At 73.0% G+C, this 12,536-nt stretch carries 10 protein-coding genes and 1 pseudogene; 8 read left to right on the top strand and 3 right to left on the bottom strand.

The window, feature by feature from the left end; genetic code table 11:
* The first annotated feature begins 111 nt into the window (after positions 1-111).
* Positions 112-615, top strand: a complete 504-nt coding sequence (locus tag Q3W68_RS23530; RefSeq protein ID WP_030274872.1) for a SigE family RNA polymerase sigma factor — start codon at positions 112-114, stop codon at positions 613-615.
* Complete coding sequence (locus Q3W68_RS23525) at positions 612-1,955, top strand: hypothetical protein (protein ID WP_302907535.1); 1,344 nt, start codon at positions 612-614, stop codon at positions 1,953-1,955. Before Q3W68_RS23530 ends, Q3W68_RS23525 begins: the two co-directional genes overlap by 4 nt.
* A 62-nt stretch (positions 1,956-2,017) precedes the next feature.
* On the opposite strand, the gene Q3W68_RS23520 is transcribed toward Q3W68_RS23525, so the two are convergent.
* Complete coding sequence (locus Q3W68_RS23520; protein ID WP_302907534.1) at positions 2,018-2,890, bottom strand: universal stress protein; 873 nt, start codon at positions 2,888-2,890, stop codon at positions 2,018-2,020.
* Between the two features lie 105 nt (positions 2,891-2,995).
* On the opposite strand from Q3W68_RS23520, the gene Q3W68_RS23515 reads away from it, so the two are divergent.
* Together Q3W68_RS23515 and Q3W68_RS23510 are read left to right on the top strand one after the other, a co-directional pair.
* Positions 2,996-3,454 (top strand): MarR family winged helix-turn-helix transcriptional regulator, encoded by a 459-nt coding sequence (locus Q3W68_RS23515; RefSeq protein ID WP_302907533.1) that lies wholly within the window; start codon positions 2,996-2,998, stop codon positions 3,452-3,454.
* Positions 3,455-3,528: 74 nt separating this feature from the next.
* Positions 3,529-4,956, top strand: a complete 1,428-nt coding sequence (locus Q3W68_RS23510) for an MFS transporter (protein ID WP_302907532.1) — start codon at positions 3,529-3,531, stop codon at positions 4,954-4,956.
* A 44-nt stretch (positions 4,957-5,000) separates the two neighbouring features.
* Here Q3W68_RS23510 and Q3W68_RS23505 read toward each other — a convergent pair whose 3' ends face one another.
* Positions 5,001-5,585 carry a helix-turn-helix domain-containing protein gene (locus tag Q3W68_RS23505; protein WP_013287812.1) on the bottom strand — a complete coding sequence of 195 codons (585 nt, stop codon included), beginning with the start codon at positions 5,583-5,585 and terminating at the stop codon, positions 5,001-5,003.
* A gap of 80 nt (positions 5,586-5,665) precedes the next feature.
* Between Q3W68_RS23505 and Q3W68_RS23500 the strand changes: the two genes are divergently transcribed.
* From Q3W68_RS23500 to Q3W68_RS23490, 3 genes are all read left to right on the top strand, one after another.
* On the top strand, positions 5,666-6,619 hold the full coding sequence (locus Q3W68_RS23500; protein ID WP_302907531.1) for an NAD(P)/FAD-dependent oxidoreductase: 954 nt from the start codon (positions 5,666-5,668) through the stop codon (positions 6,617-6,619).
* Positions 6,620-6,702: 83 nt separating this feature from the next.
* Positions 6,703-8,550 carry a glycoside hydrolase family 15 protein gene (locus Q3W68_RS23495; protein WP_302907530.1) on the top strand — a complete coding sequence of 616 codons (1,848 nt, stop codon included), beginning with the start codon at positions 6,703-6,705 and terminating at the stop codon, positions 8,548-8,550.
* 201 nt (positions 8,551-8,751) lie between these two features.
* A complete protein-coding gene (locus tag Q3W68_RS23490; protein WP_302907529.1) occupies positions 8,752-10,464 on the top strand; it encodes an ABC-F family ATP-binding cassette domain-containing protein in 1,713 nt (570 codons plus the stop codon).
* A 67-nt stretch (positions 10,465-10,531) separates the two neighbouring features.
* Here Q3W68_RS23490 and Q3W68_RS23485 read toward each other — a convergent pair.
* Positions 10,532-10,750 (bottom strand): annotated as a pseudogene (locus Q3W68_RS23485) (hypothetical protein); the annotation flags it as partial.
* 739 nt (positions 10,751-11,489) lie between these two features.
* On the opposite strand from Q3W68_RS23485, the gene Q3W68_RS23480 reads away from it, so the two are divergent.
* Complete coding sequence (locus Q3W68_RS23480) at positions 11,490-12,248, top strand: DNA-binding transcriptional regulator (RefSeq protein ID WP_302907527.1); 759 nt, start codon at positions 11,490-11,492, stop codon at positions 12,246-12,248.
* Positions 12,249-12,536: the final 288 nt, after the last annotated feature.

Genomic DNA, 12,536 nt, shown 5'->3' with positions numbered 1-12,536 from the left:
GCCCGAGGATAGTTCCCGCACATCGACGGGTGCCAGCGCCCACTGAGAGGGCGGCCGGCCGCCTCAACCATCGAGGGTCCGACCGGCGTTCATTGCGGTGAGGGGGTGGGCATGTCGGAGTCGTTCCGGGAGTTCGTGGTGCAGCGGTCACCCGCGTTGTCGCGGACCGCGTACCTGCTGACCGGCGATCACCAGCTCGCCGAGGACCTGTTGCAGAGCGCGCTGGCCCGCACCTACCGCCACTGGCGGCGGATCCGTGAAGGGGATCCGGAGGCGTACGTGCGCCGGGTCATGTACCACCAGCAGGTCTCCTGGTGGCGCCGCCGGCGGGTGGCCGAACGGCTGGACGCGACGCCGGCCGAGCGCGGCGGCGGCGACCACACCGACGACACGGCGCTGCGGCTGAGCGTGGTGGCGGCACTGCGGCGGCTCACCGCGCGGCAGCGGGCCGTCGTGGTGCTGCGGTACTACGAGGACCTGACCGAGGCGCAGGTGGCCGAGGTGCTCGGCTGCTCGGTGGGCACCGTCAAGCGGCACGGGCACGACGCCGTACGCCGCCTGCGGGATCTGGTCCCCGACCTGCTCGAGCGGACGCCGGAGAGGAGCGAGCGGTGAGCGTACGGCTGCGGGAGGCGTTGCGGGAGGCGGCGGCCGAGGTGCCCGCGTACCCGGTGCACGACCGGGTGGTGCGGACCGCGCGGCGCACGCGGTGGCGGGCCGCCGCGGCGGTCGCGGCGGTGCTGGCTCTGGTGGCGGCCGTGCCGCTGACGGTACGCGGGGACGGCGGGACCGCGCCGGCGGCCGGTGGTGCGGCGCTGCCGGACCGGCTCGGGCTGCCGCCGTTCGGCGCGTTGCGGGCCACCGACCGGCCCGCGCTCGGCCCGGCGTCGGTGGTGTTCAGCGGGCAGGCGCGAAGGCTGACCGGCCTGTTCGACGAGAACGGCACTGTCGGCATCGTCGGGGCGGACGCGGACCGGTACCGGACGTGGACGGTGGGCTTCGAGGCGCCGGCCGGGGAGGGGGTGCTGCTCTCCCCGGACGGGCGGTTCCTCGCGGTGCCGAACGGGTCGCCCACCAGCCCCGGCGTGGACGTGATCGACCTGACGGGCGGCACGGTCCGGCGACTGCCCAGCCCTCGGCCGGGCAGTGCGGGGACGACGCCGGCCGGGTGGGCGCCGGACGGGTCCGCGCTGGTGGTCGTGGACACCACGCACGCGAATCCGGAGGGCAGCTCGTACGTCAACACGCTCAGCCTGGTGCGGCTGGACACCGGCGGGGCGGTCCGGCTGCTGGAGACCACGCAGGTGCCGGGATTCGGCTCACCGGTGGCGTTCGCCGCCGACGGGTCGCGGCTGGCCTTCCAGGTCGGCACGAAGGTGCTCGTGAGCAGCCCGGACGGGCGGCAGCTCTCCTCGTTCCCGCTGCCGCCCGACACCGCGCTCGCGGGCAAGGGGGCCTGGCTGCCGGACGGCTCGCTGGCGCTGGTCGGGCACGAGGTGGCCGCCGACCGGTGGCGGCTGCGCCGGGTCGACACCGACGGCCGGGATCTGCCCGCGCCCCCGCTGGCCGCCGTCTCGGGCGTGACGGCGATCCGGCTGCTCGGCTGGCTGCCGGACGGGACCGCGTGGGTGGTCGCGTACCGGCCCGAGCCGGGCGCGCCGACCTGGTACGCCGGCGACGGGTTGGCGATGGACCAGCGGACCGCGTACGGCAACGTGCGGTCGATCCGGGTCCTGGGTCTGACGCCTGGTGCCGCCGCTCCGGTCACGCTGCTCACCGCGCCGGACCAGGTGCTCGCCGTCGATGTGGCGGACTCGGTGGTGCACGCCGGCCGGGTCCGTGAGGCCGATCCGCCGTCGGGCCCCGGCGGCCGGGTGTGGTGGGGGGCGGGCCTGGTGGCGCTGGCGCTCGTCGGCCTGGCGGCGTACCGGCGGCTGCGCCGCGGGCATCGGTGACGCGGGTGGAACGCCACGGGTGCCTCCCGGCCCGGGAGGCACCCGTGATGTTCCACTGACCGCTACTCGGTTTCGCGGACCGGGCTCTGCGGGACCACCATGACCGGCCGGTGGGCGCGGTGCAGTGTGGCCATGGCGACGCTGCCGAGCAGGATCTTGCGGACCGCCGTGCGGCCGCGCGAGCCGACCACGACCAGGCTCGCCTTGCGCTCGGTGGCCACGGCGGAGAGCGCGTCGGCCACCGCGCGGCCGGGGGCGTCGCCGGCGGCGCGTACGCGCACCGTGGTCACCCCGTCGGCCTCCTCCGGGGCGGGCGTCTCCTCGTCGCCGTCGACGGCGACCAGGACGATCTCCCGCTCGGGGAAGAGGCGACGGGCGGCGGCGAGCGCGGCCTCGGACCCGGCCGACGCGTCCCAGCCGACCACCACCGGCCCGGCGGCCAGCGCGTCGTACTCGTCGGTCAGCAGCGGGTGCGGCACCACGAGCACGGGACGCGGGCTGTAGTGCACGGCCATGTCGGAGACGCTGCCGAGCACCGCGCGGGCGCCGCCGAGGCCCCGCGACCCGAGCAGCAGCACGTCGGCCTGCTTCTCGTCGGCCAGTTCGGCGAGGCGGAGTCCTTCGCCGCCGTAGCTGCGGCACACGAGCGGCTCGGCGTCCCAGCCGGCGGCCCGGCCCAGCATCACGCCGACGGACGTCATCCGGTCGGCCTCCCGGCCGCCCTCGCGCTCGATCGCCTCCACGAACACGTTGATGTTGCGGGTGCCGGTCCAGAGGCGCTTGCGCAGTTCCTCGCTGGCGAACGGAGGCGTCCACAGATGCCCGATCCACGCGTGCGCGCCGGGGAACAGCAGCGCGCCCGCCTCGATGGCGGCGCTAGCGGCCGGAGACCCGTCGTAACCCACCACCACTTGCCTGCCCTGCACGTCGCTCACCGCACCAAACCCTCTCTCACCGACGACATCTCACAAGATCGTATCCGGGCCCGGACCGGGTCCGAGCCGGATCGTCCGCCACGGAATCGTCGGTACGCTGGGCGGATGAGCACCCCGGACCTGTCGTACCTACTCGACCACACCAGCCACGTGTTGCGTACCCGGGTGGCGGCGGCGCTCGCCGAGATCGGGCTGACCGCCCGGATGCACTGCGTGCTCGCGCACGCGCTGCCCGAGGAGCGTACGCAGATCCAGCTCGCCGAGATGGGCGACATGGACAAGACGACGATGGTCGTCACGGTGGACGCGCTGGAGCGGGCCGGGCTGGCCGAACGGCGTCCGGCGCGTACGGACCGCCGGGCGCGGATCATCGCGGTGACCGAGGAGGGTGCCCGGGTCGCCGCGCGCAGCCAGGAGATCGTCGACCGGGTGCACGCCGAGGCGCTGGCGAGCCTGCCGGAGGACGAGCGGGAGGTCTTCCTGCGCGCGCTGCGGCGCCTGGCCGGCGGTCACCTGGCCACGCCGGTGCAGAGTCCGAAGCCGGCGCGCCGCGCCCGCCAATGATCCCTGAATAGATTGTCTGTAACGGAACTGTCCGTTACGGTCTCTCCTGTCGCACCTCTCGACAGGAGGACTCCATGTCCGCTCCCCGCTCACGCCGGCTCGCCCTCGGCGTGCTGGCCACCGGCGCCCTGATGACCATCCTCGACGGCAGCATCGTCACCGTGGCGATGCCCGCCATCCAGCGCGACCTGCGCTTCTCCCCGGCCGGCCTGAGCTGGGTGGTGAACGCGTACCTGATCGCGTTCGGCAGCCTGCTCCTGCTCGCCGGCCGGCTCGGCGACCTGATCGGGCGCCGGGCGATGTTCCTCGGCGGCACCGCGCTGTTCACCGGCGCGTCGGTGCTGGCCGGGCTCGCCGGGAACAGCGCCACGCTCGTCGCGGCCCGCTTCCTCCAGGGCGCCGGCAGCGCCGCGGCCACAGCGGTGAGCCTCGGCATCCTGGTCACGCTCTTCCCCGACGCCGCCGAGCGGGCGCGGGCGTTCGCCGTCTTCGCCTTCACCGGCGCCGCCGGGGCGGCCATCGGCCAGGTCGCCGGCGGACTGCTCACCGACGCGCTGGGCTGGCACTGGATCTTCCTCATCAACCTGCCGATCGGTCTGGCCACGATCGTGCTCGCGGTCCGCACGCTGCCCGCCGACCGGGGCCTCGGCCTGGCCGCCGGGGCCGACGTGGCGGGCGCCCTGCTGGTCACCGGCGGACTGGTGCTGGGCATCTACACCGTGGTCACGATCGAGCGGTACGGCGCGACGTCGGCGCGCACGCTCGGCCTCGGCACGCTCGCCGCCGCACTGGTCGCCGGGTTCGTGGTCCGGCAGGCCACCGCACGCCGCCCGCTCATGCCGCTGCGGCTGCTGCGCTCGCGCGGCGTCGCAGTGGCGAACGTGGTCCAGATCCTCACCGTGGCCGCGACGTTCGCGTTCCAGGTGCTCGTGACGCTCTACCTCCAGCAGGTGCTCGGCTACGACGCCACGCGCACCGGGCTGGCCCTGCTCCCGGCGGCTGTCGTCATCGGCGCGGTGTCCCTCGGCGTCTCGGCCCGGCTCAACGCCCGCTTCGGCGAACGGGCCGTGCTGATCGCCGGGCTCGCCCTGCTCACCGGCATGTTCGCGTTGCTGACCCGGGTACCGGTGAACGGCCGCTACCTGGCCGACGTGCTCCCGGTGATGCTGCTCGCCGGCGGGTTCGGGCTGGTGCTGCCGGCGCTCACCGCGCTCGGCATGTCCGCTGCCCGCGCCGAGGACGCCGGTCTCGCCTCCGGGCTGTTCAACACCACCCAGCAACTCGGCATGGCGTTCGGGGTCGCGGTGCTGTCCACGCTCGCCGCCGCCCGTACCGCGGACCGGGTCGCGCTCGGCGACGACCGGGCCGCCGCGCTGACCAGCGGATTCCACCTGGCGTTCGCGGTCGGCGCCGGGCTGCTCGTGGTCGCCGTCGTGCTCGCGTACGCGCTGCTGCGCCCGCGCACGGCGGAGCGTGCCGGCGCACCGGCGCTCGTGGGGTGAGTCAGCCGGGGACGCGGGCCGGACGGGTGAGGAACGGCCGCCCCTCAGCGGGACGCGCGGGGGCGGGCGCGCAGGTGGGCGCGTTCGCCCTGGCTGCCGAAGAGGCTGAGGAACTCCACCCCCTCGCTGTCGGCGCGGCCGAACCAGTGCGGTACGCGAGTGTCGAACTCGGCCGCCTCCCCGGGTTCGAGCACCAGGTCGTGCTCGCCGAGGACGAGCCGCAGCCGCCCGTTGAGCACGTAGACCCACTCGTACCCCTCGTGGGTCTTCGGCTCGGGCTCGGACCGCCCGCCGGCCGGGATGATCAGCTTGTACGCCTGGATGCCGCCGGCCCGGCGGGTGAGCGGCAGCATGGTCATCCCGTACGCGGCGACCGGCCGCAGGTGGACGCGCGGGTCGCCGGTGGGTGGAGCGCCGACCAGTTCGTCGAGCGTGACGCCGTGCGCGCGGGCCAGCGGGAGCAGCAGTTCCAGCGTGGGCTTGCGACCGCCGGACTCCAGCCGGGACAGCGTGCTCACCGAGATGCCGGTGGCGGCGGAGAGGTCGGTGAGGGTGGTCTCCCGCTCGCGGCGCAGCGCGCGCAGGCGGGGCCCGACCGCGTCGAGCGCCTGGTCGAGGTCGTCGTCCATGTCTGCCAGTTTGCCACATCAGCAACAGAGTTTGCAGTTCTACCGGATCCGGTCGCAGGCTGGTCGCGGAGGTGGTCACGATGACCGAACGACGCGAGGACGGCTACGAGGTACTGGTGATCGGCGGCGGCGCGGCCGGGCTCAGCAGCGCGCTGATGCTGGCCCGGGCACGCCGGTCGGTGCTTGTGGTGGACGGCGGCGAGCCGCGCAACGCGCCCGCCGACGGCGTGCACGGCCTGCTTGGGCACGACGGCGTGCCGCCGGCCGAACTGCTGACGCGCGGCCGCGACGAGGTGCGCCGCTACGGCGGGCACCTGGCCGAGGGCCGGGTCGAGACGGTGGACCGCGACGGCGCCGGGTTCGCGGTGGCGCTCGCCGACGGCCGACGGGTACGCGCCGGGCACGTGCTGGTCGCCACCGGCCTTGTCGACGAACTGCCCGACGTGCCCGGCCTGCGCGAGCACTGGGGCCGCGACGTGGTGCACTGCCCGTACTGCCACGGCTGGGAGGTGCGCGAACGTCCGATCGGGGTGATCGGCACCGGCCCGATGTCGGTGCACCAGACGCTGCTGTTCCGGCAGTGGAGCGACGACGTGGTCTACCTGCGGCACACCGCGCCGCCGCTCACCGACGAGCAGGCCGAGCAGCTCGCGGCACGCGGCGTGCCGGTGGTCGAGGGCGAGATCGCGGCCGTCGAGACCGCCGGAGACCGGCTGACCGGGGTACGCCTGCGCGACGGCCGCACCGTCGACCGCGAGGTGCTCACGGTCGCGCCCCGGATGGTGGCGCGCACCGGCTTCCTGGCCAGGCTGGGCCTGCGCCCGAAACCGCACCCCAGCGGGATGGGCGAGCATCTGGCGGCCGACGAGTCGGGGCGTACCGAAGTGCCGGCGGTGTGGGTCGCGGGCAACGTGACCGACCTGTCGGCGCAGGTCGGGGCCGCCGCGGCGGCCGGAGCCCGGACGGCGGCGATGATCAACGCGGACCTGGTGAACGAGGAGACCCGGCGAGCGGTCGAGGCGTGGCGCGCGTGAGGGTGGGTGACCACGAATCCCCTCTAACCTGACAATTCTTCCCTTAGGTTGGAGCGCAGAGGCGGCTGACACCGGGGGGCGACGTGAAGGGCTATCCGGCGATCGAGGATCACGGGCTCATCGGCGACCTGCAGACCGCCGCGCTGGTGACCTGTGACGGGACGATCGACTGGTTCTGCGCGCCGCGCTTCGACTCGCCGAGCATCTTCGCCGCGCTGCTGGACAAGGAGAAGGGGGGCTTCTTCCAGATCGCCCCGCACGACGTCCGGTACGTCACCAAGCAGCTCTACCTGCCCGGCACACCGATCCTGATCACCCGGTTCATCAGCGCGGACGGCGTCGCCGAAGTGATCGACTTCATGCCGGTCACCGGTGAACGGGTCACCGACTCGCACCGCATCGTCCGCATGGTCAACATGGTGCGCGGCACCATGCGCTTCCGGGTCGAGTGCCGGCCCCGGTTCGACTACGCCCGGGAGAGCCACGAGCTGGAGCGGCACCGCAACGGCTACCTGTTCCGCGGCCGGACCGCGACGCTCACCTTCAACCCGATCGACCCCGTGCGGCAGCTCTGGGCCCAGACCGGCGAGATCCGCATGGAGGACGGCGACCTCATCGCGTACGGCACGCTCAAGGAGGGCGACACCGGCGGGGTGATCCTGGAGACCGGCAGCGAGGAACCCAGGATCATCCCGCCGGAAGAGGTCCAGGGCATGTTCGAGTGGACCCGGGACTACTGGCGGCGCTGGGTCGAACGCTCCCGCTACACCGGCCGCTGGCGGGAGATGGTCGAACGCTCCGCCATCACGCTCAAACTCATGACGTACGCGCCGACCGGCGCGATGATCGCCGCGCCGACCGCCGCGCTGCCCGAGCTGGTCGGCGGCTCCCGCAACTGGGACTACCGCTACACCTGGGTACGCGACACGTCGTTCTCCGTGCACGCGCTGCTCGGCCTCGGGTTCACCGAGGAGGTCAGCCGGTACATGGACTGGCTCGACGAGCGCATCCGCGAGGCCGGCGACCACCAGGACCCGTTGAAGATCATGTATCGGGTGGACGGTTCCTCGGACCTGCACGAGGAGGTGCTCGACCACCTGGAGGGGTACCGCGGCTCCCGGCCGGTACGGATCGGCAACGGCGCGGCCGACCAGATCCAGCTCGACATCCACGGCGAGGCGCTGTACGCCATGCACCTCGCCGACGAGCAGGGCATCCGCGTGTCGCACCAGGTGTGGAAGAGCACCGTGCGCCTGATCGACTGGCTCTGCCACAACTGGGACCAGCGCGACGCCGGCATCTGGGAGAGCCGCCACCACCCCCGCAACTACACGTTCGGCCGCGTGATGTCCTGGGTCGCGCTGGACCGGGCCATCCGCCTGGCCAACCGCACCGGCCGGCCCGGGGACATGAGCTGCTGGACCGAACAACGCAACCGGATCTACAACCAGGTCATGGCCCGCGGTTTCCACCGGGAACGCGGCAGCTTCGTGCAGGCGTACGACGAGAACGTGCTGGACGCCGCGCTGCTCTACATGCCGGCGGTCGGTTTCGTCACGCCCAGCGATCCGCTGTGGCTGTCCACGCTGGAGTCGATCGAGCGGGATCTGGTCTCGGACAGCCTGGTCCACCGCTACGACCCGCTGCACTCCCCCGACGGGCTGCCCGGCCACGAGGGCACGTTCAACATGTGCACGTTCTGGTACGTCGAGGCACTGGCCCGCTCCGGCCGGCTGGACGACGCCCGGCTCACGCTGGAGAAGATGTTCACCTTCAGCAACCACCTCGGCCTCTACGCCGAGGAGATCGCCTCCACCGGTGAGCAGATCGGCAACTACCCGCAGGCGTTCAGCCACCTCGCCCTGATCAACTCGGCGCTGGCGGTCAACGACCTGCTCGACGCCGAGGCCCACGCCCGCCTGCGCCGGTAACTCCGGTGATCTCCGGCCCGGCTCCGGGTAGCCTTCACCGCATGAGGTTCCACGCCACCGTCATGAAGCCCTGGTCCCTCCGCTGACGGCGGCAGGGTGACCGGCTTCTACTGACGTACCAGCTCTGCTCCGCCGTCCTGGCGTTCCCGCCGGGCGGTGTCCTCGCGCTGCCCGGCTCCACGACGAGCCGAAGAGCGGACTGTGAACAACCTCGACAACATCCCTTCATCCCCGTTCGCCTCGAACAACCTGCTGCCCGCCGGGCACCGGGCGCACGTGCGGGCCGACGGCGTCCGCGTCGTCCGCGGCAGCCGGGTCGTGCTGTCCGACGTCAGCGTGACCGTCTCCGCCGGATCGCGCCTGGCTGTCGTCGGCGAGAACGGCCGTGGCAAGACCACGCTGCTCCACGTGCTGGCCGGCATCCTCGCGCCCGACCAGGGCACCGTGGAACGGCTGGGCACGATCGGCGTCGCCCGGCAGAACCTGGAGGCGCGCCACGGCGAGACGGTGGGCACGCTGATCCACGAAGCGGTCCGGGAGTCCGAACGCGCGCTGCGGGCGCTGGACGACGCCGCCGACGCGCTGGCCGAGGGCCGGGCGGGCGCGGACGACGCGTACGCCACAGCGCTCGACGCGGCGACCCGGCTGGACGCCTGGGACGCGCAGCGTCGCGTCGACGTGGCACTGGCCGGTCTCGACGCCTGCCCGGACCGGGACCGCCCGCTGGCGACGCTGTCGGTCGGCCAGCGCTACCGGGTGCGGCTGGCGTGCCTGCTCGGGGCCCGGGTCGACCTGCTGATGCTGGACGAGCCCACGAACCACCTCGACGCGGACAGCCTGGCCTTCCTCACCGCGCGGCTGCGCGAGCACCCGGGCGGCGTGGTGCTGGTGACCCACGACCGCGCGCTGCTGCGGGACGTGGCCACGGAGTTCCTCGACCTCGACCCCAGCGCCGACGGCCGCCCGCGCCGCTACGCCGGGGACTACGCCGCCTGGCAGGACGGGCGCAGCCGGGACTTCGCCCACTGGGTACGCGACCACGAGGCGCAGCAGGCCGAGCAGCAGCGCCTTGCCGACGCGGTACGGGAGGCGCAGGGCCGGCTCAGCACCGGCTGGCGTCCGGAGAAGGGCCACGGCAAGCACCAGCGCCAGTCCCGCGCGCCCGGGCTGGTCCAGGCGCTGCGACGCCGGCAGGAGGCGCTCGACGCGCACCGGATCACCGTCCCGGAGCCACCGCAGCCGCTGCGCTGGCCGCCGCTGGACACCCGGGCCGGACTGCCGATCCTGCGGTGCCACGACGTGACGGTGACCGGGCGCCTGCGTACCCCTGTCACGCTCACGCTCGACGGCGGGGACCGCCTGCTGGTGACCGGGCCCAACGGCGCGGGCAAGTCGACGTTGCTCTCCGTGCTGGCCGGCGACCTCGCGCCGTCGACCGGCGAGGTCCGTCACCCGTCCGGCGCGCGCGTGGCGTACCTCGGTCAGGAGGTGCCCGACTGGCCGTCCGGGATGCTCGCCCACGACCTGTACGAGCAGCACGTGGGCCGGCTGCGCTCCACCGGGCGCCTCGGCTCCGGCACGCCTCTGCCGCTGGGCGCGACGAACCTGCTCGACGCCGAGGCCCGGCGTACCCCGGTCGGCCGGATGTCGCACGGACAGCAACGGCGGCTGAACCTGGCGCTGCGCCTGGCCGAACGTCCCGACCTGCTGATCCTCGACGAACCCACGAACCACCTGTCCGCGCCGCTGGTCGACGATCTCACCGCGGCCCTGCTGACGACCCGGGCCGCGGTGGTCGTCGCGACCCACGACCGGCAGATGCTCCACGACCTGGCGGCCTGGCCCACGCTGCCGCTCACCGCCGGCGACGCCGGGCCGTCCGGTGACACAGGGTCACGCCTGCCGGAAGGTTGATGGCTTCGAGCGTTATGACTGAGAGGCATATTCATGCCTCTCAGTCATAACGCTCATGCGGTCCTGCTTCCCGGGTCCATCCGACGAAGCGGCGGTGCAGTGCGCCGGCCGGCGCCCAGGGCATGTCCTCGGTGGCCTGCACGAGGTAGGCACCGAGGTACAGGGCCAGCGACACCGGCGCGTCCGCGTACTCCGCGCGCAGCTCCCGCTTGCGCGTGGGGCACGGCCAGGGCAGGTCACAGCCGCCGCAGCTCCAGACCGGCATGGCCGGGCCGTGGGTGGTCACCGCACACCCTCCAGGAACCGCGCGGTGACCGCCCGCGCCTGCCGGCTGGTCGCCCATTCCACCTGCCAGCAGGGGTACGGAGTGAGCCGCGCCCGCCGATCACTCGTCACTCCCCTGCGGCCAGTGACCACGGTTGATCGGAATCCGATGCCGCGAACGGCAGGGCAGGTCGGCGCCGCACCGGCAGACCCGTGTCCACCGCCGCCAGCACCAGACCGGCCGATGCCGCCGGGCCAACGTCAACGCGGCGGCGGACAGGTACGCGTCGTACGAGACGCGGCGCTCCCGCGTGGCGTCTCCGTCCGGGGGCCGTTGTCCGCCTCGTGCCTGGTCCAGCAAGCGTCGCCGGGCGATCTCCTGCTCCATGGCCTGGAGGCGCTCACCGAAGCCGGACACCGCCGACGACGAAAGGTACCGACCGACGAGCCGCCGCAGGAGCAATGGAATCCCGTCCCGGGACAGTGCGGTCCTGAGCCCAATGACGCCCTCGCCGCGAGCCGCCTCAGCAGCGGCGACATGTCGCCTCTCTGTCACCTCTCGGTCCACCGCGTGGATCTGATCGCTCCGGCTCATCGACGGATCGTCGCCAGTACTCGACATCTCCACCTCCGCCAGGGAAAACATGTGCCCTCTCAGCGCTGCCGGTCCACAGTGACGTCTGGACGTCACTGATCGCGACGGCACAAGAGCCGACAATCCGACTCCAGAGGTGACGACATTTAGGCGACATAGCATTATCGTGGCGGGCATGACCGCCCCCAACACGGTTCTGCGCGGCGTCCGCACCGGAATGCGCATGAGCCAGGACGACTTCGCCCGCGCGCTCCAAGCCGCCGGCCACCGCGTCGGCGAACCCAACGACGCCAACAAGCGACTCGTCCAGCGATGGGAGTCCGGTGCGATCGCCGCACCGCGCCCCGTCTACGCTCGCGCGCTGGAGGTCGTGACCGGCCTGCCCATCTCACTGCTCGGCTTCGCCGCGGTGCCCGGTGGGCACGTGGCCGACGACCAACACGGTGGCCACGACCTGACCTCACCCGTATCGAGCCTGGCTACGCCCACGCCGACGTCGAAGTCCGCCACGGCCCACAGGTCGTACGAGGGCGTGTGGCTCAGCCGCTACCAGTACTACTCCAGCGGCCGGGAGGAGTCCTTCGCCGGACAGCACTTCGTCGTCCTGTTGCAGCACGGCGACAGGCTGACCGCGCGCAGCCTGCCCGGATCGGCGTCCTCGTCCCTGTCGCTGGACCTGACCGTGGACGGCGCCGTCATCACCGGCACCTGGGTGGAACAGACCGACCCGGCCGGTTACTACCGGGGCGCCCGCTATCACGGGGCGATCCAGCTCCTGGCTGAGCCGACGGGCCGACGGATGGCCGGGAAGTGGGTCGGATTCGGCAAGGACATGGACGTGAACACCGGCCCGTGGGAGCTCATCTTCCGCGACGCGTCGACCTCCAAGGCGACGCTGGACCGGTACAACACGCCAGCGACGTAGCAGGCGCCGCGCCATCGCCTCGACGTCGGACAGGAGCGGTGCCGGTGTCGACTACTCTGCATCGGAACACGGCACGGCACGGTGCCCAGTTCCAGCGAAGCCGCACGTCGTGCCCGCGATACAACAGGAGAACGCTGTGACAGTCCGCGCCACGGGCCGGCCGTTGACCCGACTGGAAGCCGCCCAGGCGCAGGCGGAGCACGTGCTCGGTGCCCGGAAGGCCAAGCGGATCGCGATGTTCGGCAACGGCACGCTGTACGTCAAGGCGGGCACGCTGGCGCAGGTCAT

Source organism: Micromonospora sp. C28ISP2-4, from assembly GCF_030519385.1.
GTDB lineage: Bacteria > Actinomycetota > Actinomycetes > Mycobacteriales > Micromonosporaceae > Micromonospora > Micromonospora tulbaghiae.
This window is presented reverse-complemented; position numbering and strand designations above follow the sequence as displayed.